16 protein-coding genes and 1 pseudogene are annotated in these 21,518 nt (G+C 64.6%); 4 read left to right on the forward strand and 13 right to left on the reverse strand.

Annotated elements, in window-relative coordinates; genetic code table 11:
* Positions 1–273: 273 nt before the first annotated feature.
* The 3 genes from OKW30_RS09675 to OKW30_RS09685 all read right to left on the reverse strand — a co-directional run bounded on the left by OKW30_RS09675 (position 274) and on the right by OKW30_RS09685 (position 6,454).
* Positions 274–2,727, reverse strand: coding sequence for a glycosyltransferase family 4 protein (locus OKW30_RS09675; protein WP_429346593.1), 2,454 nt, complete (start codon positions 2,725–2,727; stop codon positions 274–276).
* Positions 2,724–4,190, reverse strand: coding sequence for a flippase (locus tag OKW30_RS09680; protein WP_184063444.1), 1,467 nt, complete (start codon positions 4,188–4,190; stop codon positions 2,724–2,726). The genes OKW30_RS09675 and OKW30_RS09680 overlap by 4 nt, the downstream gene beginning before the upstream one ends.
* A 62-nt stretch (positions 4,191–4,252) precedes the next feature.
* Complete coding sequence (locus OKW30_RS09685) at positions 4,253–6,454, reverse strand: hypothetical protein (protein ID WP_429346594.1); 2,202 nt, start codon at positions 6,452–6,454, stop codon at positions 4,253–4,255.
* A gap of 33 nt (positions 6,455–6,487) precedes the next feature.
* Between OKW30_RS09685 and OKW30_RS09690 the strand changes: the two genes are divergently transcribed.
* From OKW30_RS09690 to gmd, 4 genes are all read left to right on the forward strand, one after another.
* On the forward strand, positions 6,488–6,694 hold the full coding sequence (locus OKW30_RS09690; RefSeq protein ID WP_429346595.1) for a hypothetical protein: 207 nt from the start codon (positions 6,488–6,490) through the stop codon (positions 6,692–6,694).
* A gap of 319 nt (positions 6,695–7,013) precedes the next feature.
* Positions 7,014–8,096: an acyltransferase family protein gene (locus tag OKW30_RS09695; RefSeq protein WP_429346596.1), complete on the forward strand. Its 1,083-nt coding sequence runs from the start codon at positions 7,014–7,016 to the stop codon at positions 8,094–8,096.
* Positions 8,093–8,842 (forward strand): SGNH/GDSL hydrolase family protein, encoded by a 750-nt coding sequence (locus OKW30_RS09700; RefSeq protein ID WP_429346597.1) that lies wholly within the window; start codon positions 8,093–8,095, stop codon positions 8,840–8,842. The genes OKW30_RS09695 and OKW30_RS09700 overlap by 4 nt, the downstream gene beginning before the upstream one ends.
* Positions 8,843–8,898: 56 nt before the next feature.
* Positions 8,899–9,942: a GDP-mannose 4,6-dehydratase gene (gmd, locus tag OKW30_RS09705; protein ID WP_429346598.1), complete on the forward strand. Its 1,044-nt coding sequence runs from the start codon at positions 8,899–8,901 to the stop codon at positions 9,940–9,942.
* Between the two features lie 42 nt (positions 9,943–9,984).
* On the opposite strand, the gene OKW30_RS09710 is transcribed toward gmd, so the two are convergent.
* The 10 genes and pseudogenes from OKW30_RS09710 to OKW30_RS09755 all read right to left on the reverse strand — a co-directional run bounded on the left by OKW30_RS09710 (position 9,985) and on the right by OKW30_RS09755 (position 21,465).
* Positions 9,985–10,350: a response regulator gene (locus OKW30_RS09710; protein WP_184033613.1), complete on the reverse strand. Its 366-nt coding sequence runs from the start codon at positions 10,348–10,350 to the stop codon at positions 9,985–9,987.
* A 31-nt stretch (positions 10,351–10,381) separates the two neighbouring features.
* Positions 10,382–11,362, reverse strand: coding sequence for a chemotaxis protein CheX (locus OKW30_RS09715; protein ID WP_429346599.1), 981 nt, complete (start codon positions 11,360–11,362; stop codon positions 10,382–10,384).
* Between the two features lie 33 nt (positions 11,363–11,395).
* Positions 11,396–11,935 (reverse strand): hypothetical protein, encoded by a 540-nt coding sequence (locus OKW30_RS09720; RefSeq protein ID WP_429346600.1) that lies wholly within the window; start codon positions 11,933–11,935, stop codon positions 11,396–11,398.
* Entirely contained in the window at positions 11,932–12,663 is a 732-nt protein-coding gene (locus OKW30_RS09725) for a methyl-accepting chemotaxis protein (protein WP_429346601.1), read from the reverse strand. Before OKW30_RS09725 ends, OKW30_RS09720 begins: the two co-directional genes overlap by 4 nt.
* Before the next feature lie 37 nt (positions 12,664–12,700).
* The gene (locus OKW30_RS09730; RefSeq protein ID WP_429346602.1) at positions 12,701–15,079 is read right to left on the reverse strand and encodes an ATP-binding protein; all 2,379 of its coding nucleotides are present in this window, start codon (positions 15,077–15,079) and stop codon (positions 12,701–12,703) included.
* 328 nt (positions 15,080–15,407) lie between these two features.
* Positions 15,408–16,576, reverse strand: a pseudogene (locus OKW30_RS09735) (glycosyltransferase family 4 protein).
* 70 nt (positions 16,577–16,646) lie between these two features.
* Positions 16,647–17,876, reverse strand: a complete 1,230-nt coding sequence (locus OKW30_RS09740; RefSeq protein WP_184033600.1) for a glycosyltransferase family 4 protein — start codon at positions 17,874–17,876, stop codon at positions 16,647–16,649.
* Entirely contained in the window at positions 17,873–19,375 is a 1,503-nt protein-coding gene (locus OKW30_RS09745; RefSeq protein ID WP_429346603.1) for a glucose-6-phosphate isomerase, read from the reverse strand. The genes OKW30_RS09740 and OKW30_RS09745 overlap by 4 nt, the downstream gene beginning before the upstream one ends.
* A 3-nt stretch (positions 19,376–19,378) precedes the next feature.
* Entirely contained in the window at positions 19,379–20,527 is a 1,149-nt protein-coding gene (locus tag OKW30_RS09750) for a glycosyltransferase family 4 protein (RefSeq protein WP_429346604.1), read from the reverse strand.
* The gene (locus OKW30_RS09755; RefSeq protein ID WP_184063481.1) at positions 20,524–21,465 is read right to left on the reverse strand and encodes a glycosyltransferase family 2 protein; all 942 of its coding nucleotides are present in this window, start codon (positions 21,463–21,465) and stop codon (positions 20,524–20,526) included. The genes OKW30_RS09750 and OKW30_RS09755 overlap by 4 nt, the downstream gene beginning before the upstream one ends.
* Positions 21,466–21,518 lie beyond the last annotated feature (53 nt).

Below are 21,518 nucleotides of genomic sequence, written 5' to 3' on the forward strand. Positions count from 1 at the left end.
CGCCTGTGGCGAGCCGGGAGACTTGGCGGCTTTACCGGATCACATATTCGATTTCTCACCACTTCCAGGCGCGAACATGGGACTGCATGACCCGAATAACAAAAAACAGGCTTGATCATCTGATCAGGTCTGATACAGACAACTAACGGCCGCTGACCCACCTCCCGCACAGCGCAAAAAAAAACGGAGCGAAAGTCGTTCGAGACTTTCGCTCCGCTACGCCAAGCAAGGACTGGCCAAGCCCTCGTCTACCCTCGCGTAAAAATCACCTCGTCACCGCGCTGCCACGCCGGTCAGAATCTGCGCAACCCCATCCACATAGCTGCGCGTGCCGAAGCGCTCCTGCGCGGTTCGATAGCCGTTCCTGACCAGTTTGTCGCGCAAGTCGCCGTTCGAGCGCAATTCGGCGAGCGTATCGGCGAGCGCATGCGCGTCGCCCGGCGTACACAGCACGCCGTTCTCGTAGTCGTCGATGATTTCGAGCACGCCGCCTGCGCGCGACGCCACGACCGGCCGCTGCGCGAGCATCCCCTCGACGATCACGCGACCGAACGGCTCCGGGGTGATCGACGTATGCACGACCGCATCGACCGCGCACATGCAGGCCGGAATATCGTGCTGGAAGCCGAGAAAATGCACGCGCTCGCCAAGCTTTTGCGCGGCGACGAAGGCGCGCAGTTCGCTCTCGTACTGGTCCTCGCCGAACAGCGCCGCGCCGACCAGCACTGCATGCATCTGCGGATTGAGCACCATCGCTTCGAGCAGCACATGCTGTCCCTTCCAACGCGCAAGCCTGCTGAACGAGCCGACGAGAAACGCGTCGCGCGGCAGACTCAGGCGCTCGCGCAGCACGGCTTGCGGCACCGTGCGCAATGCGTCGAACGGTTCCGCGGCGATCCCGTTGAACACGACGTCGATGCGCTTGCTGTCGAACCGCGTGAGCTCCGCAAACGCCTGCGCCGACGCAGCCGAATTGGCGATCACGTGCGTGAGGCCGAGCCGCGCGCACCACTTGATGATCGCAAGCTGCTTGCCGCCGAAATGCTCGGCGCTGACGATGTCGCGCAAATGCCAGACCACCGGCCGTCTCGCGAGCTTGCCGGCCACGGCGCCGATCACCATCGCACGCTGCGTGTTCGCGTAGATCACATCCACCTTGCGCGCGCGTTTCGCGGTGGCACGCACGAGCGAGATAAGTCCCTTCAACGCCTGACCTTTCGGCATCGAACCGCCCTGCTTGCGCACATTTTTGAGCGCGCCGGCATCGAGTACAGTGACCTCGACGCCGGTTTTCGCGAGTGCGGTGTTGAACGGCCCGTCGTCGAACAGCACGACCTCGATGCGCGAGCGCAGCGCCTTGACGATTTCGAGCAGCGACAGTTCGGCGCCGCCGAGCACGCCGCTCTGATCGACGGCGAGAATGCGCGGCACGTTCGCGGCGCCCTGCACGGCCGGCCGATACGGCGTATAGGCCGGCAGCGTCGCCGTGCGCAACGCGGGCACCGCCGCGCGCACCTGCGAGAAAAAGCGCTCGCGGAAATGCGCGGCCGAAAACTGCTCGGTGTTGCCGCGGCAATTCTCCGGCAGGAACCGGTGCCGAAGCTCGTCGAAACGATTCACGGCAGCGATGATCGAGTCGGTATCCTGTTCATCGAAGAACATGCCGGTCGGCTTCGGCTCCGACAGATCGCGCACCGTTTCGAGCGCCCCGCCTTTGCCGTACGCGATCACCGGCGTGCCGCAAGCCTGCGCCTCGACCACCGAAATGCCGAAGTCCTCTTCGGCCGCGAACACGAATGCCTTCGCGCGGCTCATGCGGTCCTTCAGCACCTCGAACGGTTGATAGCCCATGATCTCGACGTTCGGCCCCGCCTTCGCGCGGATCTTCGCCATGTCGGGTCCGTCGCCGATCACGACGAGCTTGCGCTCGGGCATCCGCGCGAACGCCTCGACGATCAGATCGATTTTCTTGTACGGCACCATGCGCGAGGCGGTCAGATAAAAGTCTTCCTTCTCCGTGCACAGCGTGAACGCCTCGACATCGACCGGCGGGAAGATCACCTGCGCGTCGCGCTGATACACCTTCTTGATGCGTCGCGCGATGAACGCCGAGTTCGCGACGAAGCCGTCGACCGAGTTGGACGTGCGGATATCCCAGTTGCGCATGTAATGCAGAATCAGCCGCGCCAGCGCCGACTTCGGGCCGTTGGTCAGCTTCGACTGCTGCAGATACTGATGCTGCAAATCCCACGCATAGCGGATCGGCGAATGCACGTAGCTGATATGCACCTGATCGGGACCGGTCAGAATGCCCTTGGCGACCGCGTGACTGCTCGAGATCACGACGTCGTACGCCGACACGTCGAGCTGCTCGATCGCGAGCGGCATCAGCGGCAGATACGAGCGGTACTTGCTGCGCGCGAGCGGCAACTTCTGGATGAACGACGTCGTCACCGGCTTGCCGCGCAGGAAGCTGCGATCGTCGAGAAAGTCCACGAGGCTGAACAGATCCGCATCGGGAAAGCACGCGATGATCTGCTCGAGCACTTTCTCCGCGCCCGCGTAGGTGACGAGCCAGTCGTGCACGATCGCGATGCGCACGCTTTTGCTCGCGCGCGGTGCGGTACGGCGCGGTGCCGGCTGGATGCCGGGCACGCTCGTCAGTTCGTCGAGCGCGCTGCGCGTCGCGGGCCTCAACAGTTTTTTTTCAAGGACGTCGTGATTCATGCGCTTTTCCTCGGATTCAGTCGCAATAGCAGTGAACGCGCAAGATTGCGCAAGGCGGGCGTCATCGTGATCGACCACGCGACGTTCGCGCCGACCATCAGCACACCGGCGGCGATCGCGAGCGCGAGGCTCGGCAGGAAGCTGGCGAGCCACAGGCTGGCGAGCAGGAAGGCGAGATGGGCGAGCATGTCGAGCACGATCTGGCGCGCGCGGATCGCGGCGAAACGCAGCAGCACCGCGTAGTCGAACAGCGCGCGGGCAGCGACCGCGACCGCCGCGCCCGTCAGCCCGAAATGCGTGATACCGAGCCACAACGCGCCGGCGAAAAGCGGCAACTCGACGAGGCCGATGCGCGCGGCGGTGGCTGGATTGACCTGTGACTGAATCAGGATGCGCGTCACGTTCGCCTGGCCGACGAGCCACACGGCGACGATCATGATGCGGCCCACGGGCGCCGCGACCGTCGCGATCTCGTTGCCAACCCACAGATGCAGGAACGGTTCGAGCACCAGCATCGCGACGAGCGCGACCGGCGTGAACACGCCGTTCAGAAATTCGAGCGATTGCTGCGTGATCGTGTCGGCGTCGGCGCGGCCGACTGCGGAAAGCCGCGGAAACAGCGTGCGTACCAGCGCGGTCGGCACGATGTTCAGACGCGTGACGAGGTTCTGCGGCACCGTGTAGTACGTGACGAAACGCGCGCCGAGCCGTGAACCGAGCATTACGCGATCGAGCGAATCGGCGACCATCGTCGTCACGCTCGCGATCAGCATCCAGCCGCCGAAGTTGAACAGCCCCTTTGCGACGCCGAGCCGCGGCGGCTGAATGCTGCGTATTTCAAGCACTTTCAGCGCGTAGCGGCCGAGCAGCAATGCCGCGAGAATCCGCGCGACGACTGCCGCGGCGAGTACGTTCTGCAAAGTCGCGCCGAGCCACAACGCGGCACCGAGCGGCAGCAGCTGGAACAGGAACGTGCCGATCGTCTGGTTCGTGTTGTAGACGCCGAAGCGTTCCGCGCCATTGATCGCGCCCGCGAACACCCACGACACGTTCGCGATCGGAATCGCGACCGCGAGCCACGGCAGCGCCATATAGACTTCGTGCTGCAGCTCGGGCGATACCTTCGTGAAATACGCGGTGTACAGGAACGCGCCGAAGTAGATGATCAGACCGCCCACCACGCCGGTCGTCAGATTGAGCCACGTCGCGCTCCAGAACACGCGCGCGCTTTCCTGCTGATCGCCCGACGCGCGCGCCTTCGAAATATGGTTCTGCGCGGCCATGCTCATGCCGAGATCGAGAATCCCGAAGTAGCCGATCAGCGTCCACACGAGACTGATCACACCGTAGCGCTCCACGCCGAGCAGCCGGATATACGACGGCACGGTCACGAGCGATACGAACGTCGGCAGCACGAGCCCGAAAAAGTTGATCGCCACGTTCCTGAGAATGCCTTTGTCCATCGAATCCCTTCGGTTTTGCGGTTAGATTGCGTGCGGGGCTGCGTCAGCGAGGCCAACGCACCTCAAGGCTTCCAGCGATACATCAGCACCTTGCCGCGCGCGTCTTCCTCGACGAAGACGAGGTACTCGCCATCGCCGCGCTTCGTCGCGCTGATACCGTTCGGCACGTCGACCCAACCCGACGCGCGGCCCACTTCGGGGCCCGGCCGGATCACGCCGAGTTCCTTGCCGCTGTCCTTGTCCCACACGTGCACCGCGCCGACCGGCTCGACGCCGAACACGTATTGCCCCTCGACCGTGACGCCGATGATCGTCGCGATGGGCTTGCTCTGCGTCTGCCACGGCAGCGTGATCGCGTAGCGCTGCACCGGCTTGCCGCTCGACCACTTGTCGTAGCGCACCAGCACGCGCCCCACTTCCTTCCAGAAGCCCTGCGCGGTCGGCATATCGGCCGTATAGCCGCTCACGTACATCGTGTCGGTATCGGGTTCATAGATCGCGCGATGGAGTTCGCTGAACGGTGCCGGCACCGGGTACTGCGTCAGGTTCGAGTACGAGTAGACCGGGTTGCCCTTCGCGTCGAGTCCGCCGAAACGGAAGCGATAGATGCCCTTCGTATCCCGGGTACGCCAGATGTCGCCGGCCATATCGACCCACCAGCCCCAGCCGCCCGCGAGCTTCGTGCCGCTCGTGTTCAGCGTGTATTCGTCGCGATCGAAGCGCCCGTCGCCATTCGTGTCGCGCCAGATCCAGTCACCGCCCGGCGGTGCATTCGGCACCTTCGCGACCGCGCGCTCGCGACCTGCGATAAATCCCGATGGAATCGCGGTCTCGCCGTCATGCTGCGGATCGAAGCGATAGATCTTCAGATGATCCGCATACATGTCGGTCAGATAGAGGAACGTGTGCCCCTTCAACCGCCGCGCGATCGGCAGACCCGGATACTGGTCGGTATGGAACACCGGATCGTCCGGGTACTTGAACCGGTTCGACAGGAACCCCGCGTATTTCCAGTCCTGTCCAGACGGCTTCGACAAATCGAGTTCGAAGCGCTTGTTGCCGGTATAGACGCTGTCGGGCCGGGCCGGATCGATCCACGCGCCGTCGACGAACAGCAGCCCCTCGACCTGCCAGTTGCGCTTGCCGTTCGGCGCATAACTTTCGAGCGTTGCGCCGAGGCCCGCGCCGATCGGCTCGTAACGCGGACCGATGCCATTGGTCGACACGTACACGTTGCCGCGCGCATCGACACCCACGCCGGTCAACCCGTTGAATCGCAACGGTCCGGGCTTGCCCGCGACGCCGCTGAAAATGCCGCCGCGCTCGCCGAGCGTGCCCGACTCCGTGTAGCGGCCGTCGCGCTTCGTGAAGAACAGCACCTGCTGGCGCGGACCGTTATCGGCGATCAGGAGGCGGCCTTGCGCATCGACGGCGAGGTCGACCGCGACCGTATCGGCCGGCAGCGTGATGGTCTCGTCGATGCGCTGACCGGTCGCCGTGTAATGCTCGATACCCGGCGCGCGATCGCCGCGCGTGCCGCTGAGCACCCATAGCGTGCCGTCGGGCGCGAGCGCGATACGTCCAGGCTCGTGCACGTTCCACGTCGCTTTCTGCTGCATCGATTCGGCATCGTAGACTTCGATGCGATTGCGCGCGGTATTGGCCGCGAACAGCGTCGTGTCGTTCGCGGCGAGCCCGCCGATCTCGGCGTTCGTGCCGGTCGGCACTTCGTTCATCATCCGGAAGCCGGCCGCGAGCTGCGCGTGCAAGTCCGCGTTTTTAGCCGCGGGCTGAAACGGTGCCACGCGCTTCGGCTCGCCGATCAGGCGCCGCGAGATACCAAACCATTGCTTACCCTTGTCCGGCCACACGCCCGGCTCGACCAGGCGTCCCTTTTCATTGCCGACCGCGATCGCAACGAATGCATATTTGCGGTTGACCGCGATCGCATTGCCGCCGGCGTTGCCCCAGCCATGCGTGCCGCCCGCGAAGCCGAGCATCTTGCCGTCCTGATAGACGCTCGCTTCAGCGCCGCTTTCGTCCCACGGCGCGTTCGTATAGACCTTGCCGTCGGGCGTGACCGCGATCGCGGTGATATCGATCTGCGTCCATGTGCCATCGCCAAAGCCGAAGCTGTTGCCGATCCATGAGGTCTTCGCGTTCAAAGCGGTTTCGGCGCGAGCCGGCAGACTGGCCGATGCGGCGACGACGCCGGCAGCGCAGGCCGTCAGGGCGAACCAGCTTTTGAACGTGATACGGCGCAAGGCGGAACCTCCAGTCGATGTCCGGTCAACGCGATGCACGCGGACCTGCGCCCGCTCGGGGCGAAATTCAGTGATGTGGCAAAGCGAAACGAAGCGCAACCGATTGAAGCGCGGCGCCTGAAGGCAGCCGTCCGCACGGCTAAGTTACGCGGAAAAAATGCGGCGACGAAAATCGAAAATAATTCAAAAAAATTCGTCCGCTTATACGTCGCAAAAAGAAACGATTTTAAAAATCGATAAAAGCGCAAGCCTCGCCGTCAGTCGCCTCTGTCGCGACGATCTCCCTTTCCTACCGATGTGATATCCCGCAATGCGCATTTATTACGGATTGCCCGATGCTCACCACATAAGCATATAAATCTTTCTATAATGGCCAAAGAAATACCCTGTTTCAATCTGATTCAATTAGCCCATTCCAACGGATTTTTTCTCGAGTTTCTTTTCCCTAGAATCGATTGCACTTCAGTTGCGACGCGAAGCGCGCGCCTGTTCGCTGGCAATCCGTGGCGAACCGCGCGGCCCTTCGCCCGGCCCATCCGCTTTACACCATGGACGGTTCATGACAGCCAGCGCATTGCCCCTCGCGCCCTCCCATTCCCGCATCGTGCAGCTCGACGGTCTGCGCGCGATCGCCGTGCTCGCGGTGTTCGCGCAGCACGCGTTGAAAGCGCCGCTATGGATGGGCGTCGATCTGTTCTTCGTTTTGAGCGGCTTTCTGATCAGCGGCATCCTGCTCGATCGCAAGTCGCGCCAGCAGTCGTATTTCAGCTATTTCTATGCGCGGCGCGCGCGCCGCATCCTGCCGCCGTACCTGCTGCTGATGGCCGTGTCGTCGCTGCTGTTCGGCCTCGCGTGGGCGCAGCACTGGTACTGGTACGCGTTCTTCGCGACCAATATCGGCGATGCGCTTAATCAAAGCGGTCATGACAGCCTCAACGTGCTGTGGTCGCTCGCGGTCGAGGAGCAGTTTTATATCTTCTGGCCGTTCGTGATCCTGCTCGTGCCCGAGCGTCTGCTTGGGCTGGTGGCGGCCGCGCTGATCGTTCTGGTGCCGCTGCTGCGCGCGCTCGCGACGCCGTGGTTCGATTCGTTCTGGCCGATCTACTACCTGACGCCGTTCCGCATGGATCTGCTCGCGGCCGGCGCGCTGCTCGCGGTTGCCGTGCGGCGCGATCGCAATGCGCTCGAACCGTTCAAGGGACTCGCGGTGCTCGGCGCTCTGGCCGCGCTTGCGGTGCTGGCATGGCTGCATCTGCACTACCCGCGTTTTCGCGCAGCGAATACGCCGTTGTCGAATGCCGGGCTGTATAGCGTGTCGCTGGTGCTGTGTACGTCGATCGTCGTGATCGCGCTGCAGAGCAAGGGCATCGTGAAGCGGCTGTTGTGCAATCGCGTGCTCGTTTATATCGGCACCATCAGCTACACGATCTACCTGATCCACCTGAGCGTGCTGTACATGGTGTGGCCGCTGCATCTGAATCGCTATCTGAGCGCCGCAATCGCGCTCGCTATCACGCTCGTGTACGCGAGCATCACGTGGTTCGCATTCGAGAAGCGCCTGATTTTCGGCGCGCGCGGGTCGAGAAAGACGAGCCGCGCCGGCGCCAACGTTGCACGGCAAGCACCGCAAGGCCGCGCATGAACCGCCCGGCTGTGGTTGCTGCCCACCTGCTGGGTGTCGTGTCGGCGCTGATGCTGATCGCGCCGGCAACGCGCGCGGCCGTGGCCGAGCCGGCAGTGTCATCGCCGACGCAACTGCTGATCGACGCTTACGGCGACTCGACCACGCTCGGCATCACCTGCAGCGATGGCCACTGCGGCCCGCAAGCCCGCAACGCCGTCACGTATCTGCAGCAAACGTTGCAGGCGCATGACGGCGAGCGCGTGCGCGTCACGAACTACGGCGTCGGCGGCACGATGGCCTGGCAGTTGCGCGACGGCACCGGCAATCGTCGCGCGGGGCCGACGGCGGGACTGCCGTGGCGCGAACGTCTCGCCGCCTCGCCCGCGCGGATCGTGTTGATCAACTACGGCATCAACGAAGTGATGCACAACCAGACGCCCGAGCAGTTTTACGCGGCCGAGACGTCGCTCGTGCAAACCGCGCGAGCGCTCGGCAAGGAGCCTGTTTTGCAGACCTCGAACCCGATGCCCGATGACCGGCTCAACGCCCGGCTCGCCGCGATGATAGCGATGACGCGACGCGTGGCAGCCGAACAGCAGGTGCCGCTCGTCGATCAATACGCGTATGTGAGCAGCCTGCCCGACTGGAAGTCGCTGATGTCGGACGGCGCGCATCCAAAGCCGGAGTTGTACCGGCTGAAGGCCGAACAGGATTATCGGGTCGTCGAACCGTTGGTGCGGCGGCTGCTGGACAACGCGCATTGAGCCAGGCCCTTAGGCGCGTTCCGTTCTCTTTTCTCTCACAAACTAGAAGGCAAGCTATGAGCCAACCACGCAAAGCGATCATCACCGGCGTATCCGGACAGGACGGCGCCTATCTGACCCGGCTGCTGCTCGACAAGGGCTATCACGTGACCGGCACCTACCGGCGCACGAGTTCGGTCAACTTCTGGCGCATGCGTGAGCTTGGCGTGCTCGATCATCCGAATCTGCGTCTCGTCGAACACGACCTCACCGACCTCGGCTCGACGCTGCGCCTGCTCGACGGCACGCAGGCCGACGAGCTGTACAACCTCGCCGCGCAGAGCTTCGTCGGCGTGTCGTTCGACCAGCCGGTGACCACCGCCGAAGTGACCGGCGTCGGCGCGCTGAATCTGCTCGAAGGCCTGCGTATCCTGAGCCCGAAGACACGCTTCTACCAGGCGTCGACCTCCGAGATGTTCGGCCTCGTGCAGGCGGTGCCGCAACGCGAAAGCACGCCGTTCTATCCGCGCAGCCCGTATGGCGTCGCGAAGCTGTTCGCGCACTGGTCGACGATCAACTATCGCGAGTCGTACGACCTGTTCGCGAGCAGCGGCATTCTGTTCAATCACGAATCGCCGCTACGTGGCCGCGAATTCGTCACGCGCAAGATCTCGGACACGGTCGCGAAGATCAAGCTCGGCAAGCAGGACGTGCTCGAACTCGGCAACCTGAGCGCGCAGCGCGACTGGGGCTTCGCACTCGAATACGTCGAGGGCATGTGGCGCATGCTGCAGGCCGACGCGCCCGACACCTTCGTGCTCGCGACCGGCCGCACCGAAACGGTTCGCGATTTCGTGCGCATGGCGTTCACGGCGGCCGGCTATCAGCTGGAATGGTCGGGCAAGAACGAGCGCGAGACCGGCATCGACGTGGCAACCGGCAAGACGCTCGTGCGCGTCAATCCGAAGTTCTATCGGCCGGCCGAAGTGGACCTGCTGATCGGCTGCGCGGACAAGGCGCGCGACACGCTCGGCTGGCAACCGCAAACCTCGCTCGAACAGCTTTGCCAGATGATGGTGCAGGCGGACATCGCGCGCAACGAGCACCACGAGACGTTCTAACACGGCATCCGTGTGCGGCGGCGCTCGCCGCACACTGCCCCGTCAACCCGCCAGTTTCCGGAACGTCTCCAGCACCGCATCGCCCTTGAACGGCTTGACGATCCAGCCCTTCACGCCGGCGGCCTTGCCGCGCTCCTTCATCGCGGGGCTGCTTTCGGTCGTCAGCATGATCACGTTGACGGTCTTGTTCGCGAGTTCGCCGCGGATTTTTTCGACCATCGTCAGGCCGTCCATATTCGGCATGTTCACGTCGCTGACGATCAGGCGGATATTCGAATCCATTTTCAGCTTCGCAAGGCCATCCTTGCCGTCGATGGCCGTCGCGACGTCGAGACCGTTTTTCGCCAGAAAACCCGCGACTTCATCGCGTACCGTGCTCGAATCGTCCACCACCAGAATCTTTGCCATAACCATTCCCTTGCGTCACCGACGCGTCGTATCAAAACAGATCGAGTTCGCCGGACTCGACGAGATCGTCGACATCCACCGCGTTTTCAGAAAAATCTTCGGGTGACCAGCTCAGGTTGAAAACGAAGCGCTGGTCGATCGACACCGACTGTCCGCTCGCGGCGTCGCTCAATCGATATTGAAACCGCAACTGCGGATTGTCCGAGCCGAACGAGATGTAGCGATGCTTGTGATTGACCAGCAGTGGCACCTGCACCTGACTTGCTTCGCGAGCGTTCTGCTGAGCGAGGAAGCGGTTTTTGAATGCCCCCCAGATCAGATTGGTCAATTCGCCGAGCACGTCGTTCAGATCGCGAAAGCCCGGTTGCCCCGCGCCCATGCCGGGGTCGCGTGCCGCGCGATCGCGATCGATCATGCCGAGCAGCGGCTCCTCTTCGGCCTGCATCAACATATAGCCACGACACCAGTTGCCTTCGAGCGGAATCAGGCTGAAGACCTCGCCGAAGATGATTCGATCGCGCACGATACTGGGCGTGTCGCGTTGCACCGTGACGCCGTCGAACAACGTGGCGAGCCGCGCTTGCGTGATCTCCGCGATACCGCGCACGAGCGCGTTCGGGAAGTCGAGGCTGAAGATGTATCGATCGACGGCTTCACGCAGCGCCGTCAGATCGGCGGCATTGAAATGCGCGCATGCCGCGTTCGTCAACGGCTTCGGAAGCCGTTCGAGCGGCGCATGGCCGCTCGAACGCAGGATCACCGGCAGTTCGGGGCGCAAGGCATTGATGCGCGCGGCGGTCGTCGCCGCCTGCTCGACCGATCCGCCGTAGTTATCCGCCAGCAGAACGCCGCCGAGATCGATATTGGTGGCCAGTACCGAGCCGAGGCGGTTGCTGTCGCGCACCTTCAGTGCGATCAGGTTGTGTTCGTCGAAAAAGAGCTTCAGCGCTTGCGCGTGTGCCGGACAGTCGTCGAGCACGAGCACCTTGCTGACGGGCTTGCTGGTATTCATCGTGTTTCAGTCTGCGAGTGCAGTGTTGAGGGGCTAGAAAAGTTCGAGTTCGCCTTCGGCCTCGTCGGCCGTGGCGAGTTCAGCCTTGAAATCGAGGGGCGCCTGCGCGCATAGACATAACGTGACACCCAGCCGGGCCGCACCGCCGATCGTCAGCTCGTACGCCCACACGTGATCGGGCCGCAAGTCGTCCAGATACTCGACACAGGCGCTGTTCAATTCATACGGCGTCGACATGCCAAGATCGGGGAAATGATTGACCAGTTGCTGGTTCATGTAGCCGCAGCACAGGTTGCCGAGTTCCATCAGCGTGTCCGACAGCGAACGCGTCGCGTCGCCGCCGGCGTAGTAGGCGTGCGTCGCGTCGTCCTTGCCGAAATGCAGCACGAACAGCAGACGAAAGCCGATCGACGAGATCGTCAACGCCATCGCGCAAGGTCCGGCCGGATGATCGCGATCCCACCTCGGCACCGCCGTGATCTCGCACGAATCGCCCGGCGTCGCGGGCAATCTCGCGCGGGCCGCGTGACAGAAGATGTCCGCGATGCTTTGCTTCGCCTGATCGGTAATCACGCCGCGGCCTGCTCGAGCCGGGATTGGAACTGGGTCGCCAGCACTTCGACGCCGCCGAGCGACGCCGTGATCATCTTGCCGCCGGCCTGGATGTCCTGGAACGTCGCCGCCGTCGTCAGGTCGTTGCGATGCAGACTCTCGCGATAGCTCTTCGACAACTCCTGCGAGCGCGACGCCAGCGAGCGTACTTCGCCCGCGACGATCGAAAAGCCGCGACCCGCGGTCCCGGCGCGCGCCGCTTCGATCGACGCATTCAGCGAAACGATCAGCACGTGCTGCACGATCGACGACAGCTCCTGATTCTTCTTGTGCATGTCGCGGTTCTGCGACATCAGCGAAATCATCTGCTCGTGCCAACGCTCGAACGTGATGGTCAGCGTCTTCAGACGGCCCGCCTCGTGCGCGATCCGCGTCGCATGCTGCAGCCATTCGTCGCTTCGCGAACTCGCGGCGTCGAGCGACGCCTGCAACGCTTCGCGATCGTGCGCGCACTGCCCGGCTTGCGCGCGCAGATCGGCGAGCATCGACTCCAGTGCGGCGCGCTCGCTGTTGGCCTGCTCGCCGAGCCGGACCGCCGCGTCGAGTTGCTGCTCGAGGGCCTGCCGCGCGAGCGCGTCGACACGCTGCGCCTGCGCACCCGCGCGAAGCTTCCGACGATAAAAAATTCCCGTCGCGAGTGCACAGAGGATACCGCCAACGCCTGCGGCCAAAAGATAACTTTCAAGCACAACCTGCTCCCATCGCTTCGTTCAATCCATCAGGCCGTCAGCCTGCTAACGCATCCGCGTCACGCTCGCGCGCTGCATCGGCGGACGCTTCGAGACTGTCCACCGCCCAGTCCTCGGGGAACGACACGACGGTCTGAAAGCGGCGATAGTCCGCGCCGCGACGATCGTCGGTGAAACGCAATTCGATGCGGCCATGCTCGCGCCGCACGAAATCGCGCACGGCATCCATGCCGACGCCGCGGCCCGAAATCTCGCTGACGGTCTGCGCGGTCGAGAAGCCGGAACGGAAAATCATTTCGGCAATCGCTTCGTCGCTGAGCGCGGCATCGGCGTCGATCCAGCCGCGTTCGATCGCGGCCCCGCGGATTTTCGCGAGCGCGAGACCGCGGCCGTCGTCGCTGATGGTGATCTGCAGCGCGTGATGGTCGACGCCCACTTCCAGTTCGATGACGCCGGCCGCGTCCTTGCCGTTCGCGACACGCTCGGCGGCAGGCTCGATGCCGTGGTCGACCGAGTTGCGCAGCAGGTGCGTGAACACATTGCGCAGCGTATGGCTGACCTCGCTGCGCACGCGGTAGCCGTTGTTGTCGATGCTGACGACCGGCGCCTCCTTGCCGAGTTCTGCCGCCAGAGACGGCAGCGAGTCGAGCACGCCCGCGAGCGCTTCGTAGACCGATTCGGTGCCCAACAGGCGCAGTTCGCGCTGCAACGATTCGCGCATCGACACGAGCGCGTCCCGGTCGGCCGGATCGGCGCTTTCGAGCAGATCCAGCTGCTTCTGGATCAACTCGCGATCGACCATCAGGTAGCGATCCACCGCGCCGCTCTGGCCCGGCCCCTTGCGGCCGAGGCTCACTTCGTTGATCGTCGCGTAGGTGTCGAGCGCGGCCTTCACGCGCTGCAGATCCTCGATCAGAAGCTGCTGGTCCCACGCTTCGCTGCTGTCAGCGCGGCGCAATGCGTCGTAGCGCTGTTCGGTTTCGTGGACGATGCCGGTCAGATGCTGAAGGCTGTACGTGCGCGCATTGCCCTTGACCGTGTGCATGTTGCGGAACAGCTCGGCGACGGCTTCGTGACTCGGCTCGTGATGCTGACGGATGATCCGTTCGTTCTCGCTGATGAAGCCCGTCGCGCTTTCGACGAAGTGATGGAACTTCTCCTGACTCACCGCGAGAATCTCGCCGATCATTTCCAGCCGGCGCTTCTGTTCGCCGGCCTCGGCGGCGAGCGCGCGCAGTTCGGTCACGTCGCGCACGCACAGCATCAAACGCAGCACGACGTCGTGTTCGTCGGTGATCGCCGACCAGCTCAGGTCGAGCGTCTTCACGCGGCCATCGGCCATCGGCTTGGCGATCTCGTTGACGAGCAGGTGCTGATTGAACTCGAAGTTCATGCTGTCTTCACCGATGCATGCCTGCAGCGCCGCTTCGATCTGCGAGAGCGCATCGCTGTTGATCCCGGTGCCGCCGAACACGAGATCGAGCAACGGACGGCCCGCAATCTCGCGCGTCTCGAAGATGGCCTCGAGATAGGCGGAGTACTCCGGATGCACGACCACGCCTTCGACCACCGTCAGAATCCCCTGCTGCATGTTTTGCAGCATCGCCTGGATATCGGCGGTCTTCTGCTTCAGTTGCAGCGAGCTTTGCTGGATCTTCTCGATCATGCCGTTGAACGCGACGATCGAATGACCGATCTCGTCCATGCGTCCGACCGGCACGCGGCGCGTGAAGTCCTGGCTCGCCGCGATCTCGCTCATCTCCACCTGCATGCGGCTCAGCGGCCGGGTGATCTGGCGATACAGCAGCGCGCTGATCAGCAACAGCACGACGATGGCCGCGCCGGTCGCGGCGCCGATCGCCGTCGTCGTGGTGGCGAGCGCGCTGTTCAGTTCGTCGATCGCGGCATCTTTCTGGCGGTTCTTTTCGATCCGCAGCGTCTCGACGATGCCTTCGAGTTCATCGCGGTATTGCGCGACGTTCGCGAACAGATAGGCCTGCGCCAGTTCGTTCTTGCCGTCGGCCTTCATCTTCGCGGTGTCGTTGACCGCGTTGAAATAATTCGCGAGGCTGTCGCGCGCCTGGCTCACGAGCCCGGTTTGGGCCTGACCTTGCGCGGCCTTCGCCTGCACGTCGAGCGCCGACTGCAACGACGCTTCCTTGCTCTTCAGCAGGTCTTGAGCCTGCGAGACCATGTTCGCGTCAGGCGCATAGACGAGCGTCATCATCGCGAGCTGCACGTCCTTGACCTGCGATACGAGGTCTGCCGACGCGAGCGCGCTCGGCACGACGCCCTGGGTGACCTGCCTGACGTTGGCGGCGCTGTTGCGGGTCTGAAGCACGGCGTATCCGCCAATGGCGGATAGCGCGACAAGCATCAGAATGACGAGAAGCGTGATGCGGTGGCGGATGGTCATCTGAGAATCCCCGAGATCTGAAAATACAAGGTCCCCGCTTTCTGGCGGGACGCCCGTGTGTTTTTGTACTTTCGGGCGCGAGGATTATCGTCGCGGATGTGTGACGTCAACGTGACGAAGTCGACGCCGGGCGCCACGTTTCAGGGATTTGAAAAATAAGGTCGGAAAATCGCGGCCAAGGGCTGATCCGGGCTCAAGTTCAATAGAAAAGTGCCGTTATTTGTGGCCTGTTTTTTTGCCGGTCTTGCGGCGACATGAACGCGAGGCCCGAACGCAGCGATCCGAGCCTCGCCCTTTTTTCATTCGATTGAACCGCCGCCGCTGCGCTTCAATGCAGCACGCTCCCCGCAATCGCTTCGGCATACACCGCCGCGACCCGCTTCGCGATCACCGCGTTATCGAAGCGTTCGCGCGCATAGCGGCGGCATGCATCCGCATCGGGCAACTTCAGCGTACCGTTCAGCGCGCCGGCGAGACCCGCGGCGATCGCAGCTGCGCCGGTCTCCGGCAACACCAGATCGGGCGACAATCCCGCCACCGCCTCGGGCAATCCGCCGACCGGCGTCACCAGCACCGGCGTGCCCGACGCGAGCGATTCGACCGTGATGAGCCCGAAGCCTTCCAGCGCGACGGTCGGCACGACGCTGAGATTGGCCGCGCGATACAGCGCCGCCAGATGCTGATCGGGCACGAAGCCGAGCAGCTTCACGTTGTGTTCGAGCCCCGCGTCGGCGATGCGCGCCTCTAGCTCACCTTCGAGCCGACCCTTGCCCGCGATCAGCAGCAGCACGTCGGGCGCGCTGCGTTTGAGCAGCTTCACCGCATCGATCAGATCTTCGAGACCCATGCGCCGCACCAGCCGTCGCACCGCCAGCACGATCGGTCGGTCCTGCGGCAACTGCAGACGCAGACGCGCCTCGGCCGGCGTGACCGGCAGATTGAACTGCTCGACATCGACGCAGCCCGGCACCACGCGCACACGCGCTCCGGCGAGATGCCGTAGCGCGTCGTGAGAATCTTGCCGAACGCGTCGGACAGTACGATCAACCGCGACGAACGCGCGTATACCGACTGCTCCAGATAACGCTTCGCGCGCTGGCCGAACGAATCGGCGCCTTCGACGTGGCTCTCGTCGGCCCACGGTCCCTGAAAATGCGACACCTGCGGAATGCCGCGCGTCACGTCGAGCCCCGGAAACGTATAGAGCGCGAAGTGCGACGAAATCACATCGGGCCGCGACGTGCGGATTTCGTGGCGTAGCGCGCGGCGGGCCGCCATTAGCCGCAGCGGCAGCGATTGCGCGGCGGAGCCGAAGCCGTTGATCGCGCCACCGGTATCGGCCGCGACTTGCGGCGAGCCGGCGACGACGCCGCGCACCGCGACGCCCGCGCCCGGCAGCGCGCCGACCAGCGAGTAGTACATGCGGTCGAGGCCGCCCGCGCGTTCGGGAAACCAGTGCATCCCGATCTGCAGTGATTTGATTGAGCCAGTCGTCATGATGGTGTGCCCCTGTGTGTTGCTTGCGGTGAGTTGCTATGTGTAGACGTGGATGGCGCGCTTCGCGCGGTCATTCCACGCTCTTCTGTCCGGCGAGATGGTTCAGCGTCAGCGCATCGTTCTGCGCGACGACCGTCGCTTCCGTCTGGCTGCGCCGGCGGTTTTCCTGCTGCCCGGCCAGCTGCCGGTACAGCGCGATGTATTGCGCGGCCATGCGCGCCCAGCCGAAGCCGGTCGCGAGTTCGCTCGCGGCTTTGCCCATCGCGTGGCGCGCGCTGTCGTCGCCGGCGAGTTGCGCGACCGCGCGAGCGAGCGCTTGCGGGTCGTCGGGATCGTCCAGCACGATGCCGCACTCGGGCGTGATGATCTCGGCGCCGCCGGCCGTGCGCGCGGTCACGACGGGCAGCCCCGCCGCCATCGCTTCGAGCAGCGACAGACTCATCGCTTCGTAGCGCGACGGGAACACGAACGCGTCGACCGAATGCATCAGCACCGGCATTTCCTTCACGAGCCCGAGAAAATGCACGCGATGCGCGATGCCGAGCGCCTTCGCCTCGTCCGGATACGGGCTGCCCGGCAGAAAGCCGGCCACCGCGATCTGCACATGCTCGGGCAGATGCTTCAACGCGGCGAGCACGGTGCCGAGATTCTTGCGCGGCGTGCGCAGGTCGCCGACGAACAGCAGCAGGAACACATCGTCTGGTAGCTGGAACTTTGCGCGATCGCCGCTCGCCGCCGCGAAGCCCTGCGTGTCGACGCCGTTGTAGATGACGTCCACGCGGTTGCGCGGCGTGAGACCGATCGCGCGGATTTCGTCGGCGACCTTCTGCGACACCGCGGTGATCACCTTCGAGCGCCGGTACGCCCAGCGCTCGAGCAACGCGTTGCAGCGCGTATAGACCGACTGGTACGCGGACCACACGCCCTTCGTGAGACCGAACGGGTAGTACTTGCTCGCGAACCAGCCGCTATGCACGAAATGCGAGGTATTGACGTCGGCGCGCATCCAGGTGATGAAGCCGTTCACGTGCAGCACGTCGTAGTCGCGGCGATGCGCGCGCAGCCACAGTGCGCTCTTCGCCGCGAACACCTGCTGGCGCAGCAGATTGGTGGGCCACCAGCGGCCGATCTTCACCGGCGCCCAGCGCACGTTAGGATGCGCGAGCAGCTCGGGCGCCACGTGCGACGCGACCAGCGTCACGCGGATGTTCTCGTCGAGCGCCGCGCGCGCGATCTCGTGGTTGACGCGCCCCTGGCCGTCGTTATGGCGCACTACATGCGTGACAATGGCGACTCTCAATCCGTGCCTCCGTGGAGAAATAGCGTGCGTGCGCGGTTCATTTTTTCGTGGTGAACCGCGGAAAGAATCGAAAAAGCGCCCATGAAAAGCAGCAGGCCGCCGGTGCCGACCAGCGAGTTCGTGAACACGAGCATCGCGAAGGTCGCAAGACACAGGCTCAGGCACGCGGAGACGAACTTGTCGTCGCGCAGCCTGAACGAGCCGAGCACCGCGCGCGTCAGCAGCCACACGATGCCGGACATGTACAGCAAGGTGCCGGGCCAGCCGAGCACGAACGGAATGTTCATCACGCCGCTGTCGAAGTTGCCGTACTGGCCGAGCTGGCCGCCGTCGTTGGACAGTTTCGTCGAGGTGCCGGTCGCGCCCATGCCCTCGCCCGAGACGTCGGTAAACGCGGTCTTCGCGAAGGTCGCGTAGAACTCGTTACGCGCCGCGTAGCTCTGGTCGTCGTGCAGATTGACGATCGTGTTTAGCCGCGCCTGCATCCGCTCGGCCACCGGGCCGACCGCGAGCAGCGGCACGCACAAGCCGGCGAGCAGTACCGCGCTCGCGACGATGCGCACGCGCACCTTGTTGTTCGACTTCACGAGCTGGATCAGGAGCGCGATGACCCAGCCTCCCCACGTCGAGCGCACGAGGCTCAGCGCGAACGAGAAGAAGCCGAGCGCGGCGGCGATCCAGCGCACGCGATGCTGCGCGGCCATCACGAACACCATCGCGCCCATCATCGCGAACGCGAACGGGCCCGACGAGTTCATCGTGCTGAACACGCGTACGCCCATCGGCACCGGGTCGCCCTGCGAGTTCATCTGCGAGCCGAGCATCCACAGCGCGTCCCACGGCGGCATGATGAAAAACTGGATCAGGCCGTAGCCGCCCATCACCACCATCCCCCAGATGAACGTGTTGATGATCGTGTCGCGATACTGCGGATACTGGCGCGTGTGCGCCATGATGTGAAAGCCGATCAGGATCGGATAGAGCCAGTTCGCGAGGTCGTAGGTGGCCGCGAGCGGGCCGCTCGACATCACGCCGATCAGGAACGCGTAGATCAGGCCGAGCAGAATCAGCAGCACCGGCAAGCCTCGGCGCTGCGCGAGCAGCCGGTAGTAGCGCAGCAGCGACAGCCCGCTGATCATCGTGACGGCGAGCGGCGCGACCTGGATCAGGCTCGTCGGCGTGAACGCGCCCTTCGACCAGTCGGCGAGACGCCGCACTTCGGGGCTCAGGAACCACAGCCACCACATGAAGCCGATGTAGCGCGCCGGGCTTTTGAAGTAGAGCCACAGACCCGTGAGGATCGCCAGCACCGGGAACGCCAGCGTGAGCACCGTGCCCTGATGCGCGACGATCAGCACCGCGGCGATCAGCCACAGCAGGAGCGGCGGCAGCCATTCTCGCGGGCCGCCTGACAGCAGCCCGCTCGCGGCGTGTTTTGCAGGGCCGGCGTTGGCCGCGCCTGCCGGCGGCAACGGGTTCGCGCGCGGAATCGTCGACATCGCTTATAGGCCTCCGCGCGATTCGCGCCCGGGTGCGGCGGGCTGCGCGTGCGTGGCCGCGCCGGCATGCGCGCTCGCGCTCAGCATCTCGCGCGTGATCCGCACGTGCTGCATCGCGTAGTGCTGGGTGGTCAGATCGCGCGCGAGCAGACCGGCCGCGGCTGCCTGCGCCTGGCGCAGCGCCTCGTCAGGCTCGGCGGCGAGCCGGTCGAGCGCATCGCGCAGTGCCTGCGGATTGAACGGCGGCACGTAGGCGGCTTCGTCGGCCGGGAAATAGTCGCGCAGCGCGCCGACGTCGGTCGCGACCATCGGCTTGCCGACCGCCGCCGCTTCGAGCATCACCGTGATACCCGACGCGTGCGAGTTCGGCCGCAGCGGCACGACGATCACGTCGGCCCAGTCGTACAGCTCGTGCTGCTTTTTGATGCCGGAAAACAGCGCGATCTCGACATTCGACGCGCGCAGCGACGCGGGAATGCGCCGCCGCGTCGCGAGCTTCACCGTGTAGCGCGGATCGTTGCCGAACGCCTTGATCAGCGTCTCCCAGTCGCGGTCGCGATCGTTGCCGATCGCCGCGATGCGCAGCGGCGCGCGCGGCGTCCAGTGCGTCGGCGGGGTGACCGGGAAGTCGCGCGTGTTCAGGCCGTACAGCAGCGGCGTCGCGTCGCGATGGAAATAGCGTTGGCACAGCCCGGCGTTTTCGCTAGCGAGTGTGGTCAAGCGATCCGCGCGCGTCATCAGCTTGCGATACAACCAGCTGCGCACGATGCCGTACGACGGCCACTTGTCGAGCAGCCACACGCTTTGCGCGAGCAGCAGCGGCGACGCGCCCGGCCCCGCCTTGCGCCCGCACAGCAGCAGCATCAGCGCGGCGGACAGCCACTCCTGCTCGGTATGCGTCCAGATCACGTCCGAGCGCAGCATCTCCGCGCGATTGCGCCACGTATGGATGAAATCGAAGCCGAGCGCGGCCTTCAGCGCGCGCCGTACGAGCCGCACGGGCCGGCTTTCGCGCGCGTCTTGCGAATAAGTCAGCGCGAATGCTTCGGACTGCGCATGGTGATAACCGTACAGGCAGCCGATATCGTCGCCCTTGCGATAAAAACGCGGATCGGCGCCGTAAAAGAGATGAACGTGAACCTTCGTGCTCATGCGGACACTCCGCTCTTCGACAGCGCGCGCCGCGCCTCATGGGCGCCTGCGCGAACCTCGCGCCAGCGCGACAGCTTCAACTGCGCCTGCTTCGACAGCAGCGCGAGCGCCGCATGCGTGAGGCCCGGATAAAGCCGTGTGCCCACCAGCGTCCACCACCACCACGCGGCTTCGCGGCGCAGCGGCGGCAACTGGTCGCGCAGGATCAGATGGAAGTTGAACGCGGCGTTGCGCAGCGCGGCCATCGTCTGCGCGTCGCGTTTGTCGTCGTCGAAACGCTCGGCCGGGAAATGATCGACCGCGATCTGCGGGTCGTACACGAGCTTCCAGCCCGCGTTTTTCACCGCGAGGCTGAACGCCATGTCGTTGTGCACCTGCGCGCCCGCGCCGCGCAGACGCGCGTCGAAGCGGATCGTGCGCACCGCTTCGCGCCGGTAGCTCATGTTGGCGCCCTTCAGGATGTCGACCTCGCGCGCCGCACCGACACCCAGATGATGATTGCCGATGATCTTGCCGTGCGCGGTCACCTTGCCGACCAGCGGCCGCTCGCCGTCGAGCACGCGCCCTTTCTCGTGCACCCAGTCGCGCCCGCCCAGCGCGCCGAGGCGCGCATCGGCTTCGAACGCGGCCGCGATGCGCTCGACCCAGTCGCGGCGCGGCGCGGCGTCGTCGTCGGTGATCGCGATCACGTCGCCGCTCGCGGCGTCGAGCCCGCGATTCAACGCCGCGACCTGGCCGGGTATGTCCACCGGCGCGATCACGAGCGGCAGGCGGCCGCCCGTGGACGGATCGCGCAGGCACGCATGGGTCGCGTCGTCGTCGACGCGCGCGACCACGATTACTTCGTCGGGCGCGCGCGATTGCCGCGCGAGCGCCGCGAGGCAGCGCGCCAGATCGGCCGGGCGGCGATAAGTCGGTACCAGTACCGTCAGTTTCATCGTGATGTCCTCTGTTCCTGTCGTGCAGAAGTCGGTGCTGCAGTGCGGAGCCC

This window comes from Paraburkholderia sp. Clong3 (genome assembly GCF_050436485.1).
Classification (GTDB): Bacteria; Pseudomonadota; Gammaproteobacteria; order Burkholderiales; family Burkholderiaceae; genus Paraburkholderia; species Paraburkholderia tuberum.

Excerpts from the sequence above, each read along its gene's own strand:
- OKW30_RS09675 (WP_429346593.1), bottom strand. The coding sequence starts at position 2,727 with ATGAATCACGACGTCCTTGAAAAAAAACTGTTGAGGCCCGCGACGCGC.
- OKW30_RS09680 (WP_184063444.1), bottom strand. The coding sequence starts at position 4,190 with ATGGACAAAGGCATTCTCAGGAACGTGGCGATCAACTTTTTCGGGCTC.
- OKW30_RS09690 (WP_429346595.1), top strand. The coding sequence starts at position 6,488 with ATGCACGCGGACCTGCGCCCGCTCGGGGCGAAATTCAGTGATGTGGCA.
- OKW30_RS09695 (WP_429346596.1), top strand. The coding sequence starts at position 7,014 with ATGACAGCCAGCGCATTGCCCCTCGCGCCCTCCCATTCCCGCATCGTG.
- OKW30_RS09700 (WP_429346597.1), top strand. The coding sequence starts at position 8,093 with ATGAACCGCCCGGCTGTGGTTGCTGCCCACCTGCTGGGTGTCGTGTCG.
- gmd (WP_429346598.1), top strand. The coding sequence starts at position 8,899 with ATGAGCCAACCACGCAAAGCGATCATCACCGGCGTATCCGGACAGGAC.
- OKW30_RS09710 (WP_184033613.1), bottom strand. The coding sequence starts at position 10,350 with ATGGCAAAGATTCTGGTGGTGGACGATTCGAGCACGGTACGCGATGAA.
- OKW30_RS09715 (WP_429346599.1), bottom strand. The coding sequence starts at position 11,362 with ATGAATACCAGCAAGCCCGTCAGCAAGGTGCTCGTGCTCGACGACTGT.
- OKW30_RS09730 (WP_429346602.1), bottom strand. The coding sequence starts at position 15,079 with ATGACCATCCGCCACCGCATCACGCTTCTCGTCATTCTGATGCTTGTC.
- OKW30_RS09745 (WP_429346603.1), bottom strand. The coding sequence starts at position 19,375 with ATGTCGACGATTCCGCGCGCGAACCCGTTGCCGCCGGCAGGCGCGGCC.
- OKW30_RS09750 (WP_429346604.1), bottom strand. The coding sequence starts at position 20,527 with ATGAGCACGAAGGTTCACGTTCATCTCTTTTACGGCGCCGATCCGCGT.
- OKW30_RS09755 (WP_184063481.1), bottom strand. The coding sequence starts at position 21,465 with ATGAAACTGACGGTACTGGTACCGACTTATCGCCGCCCGGCCGATCTG.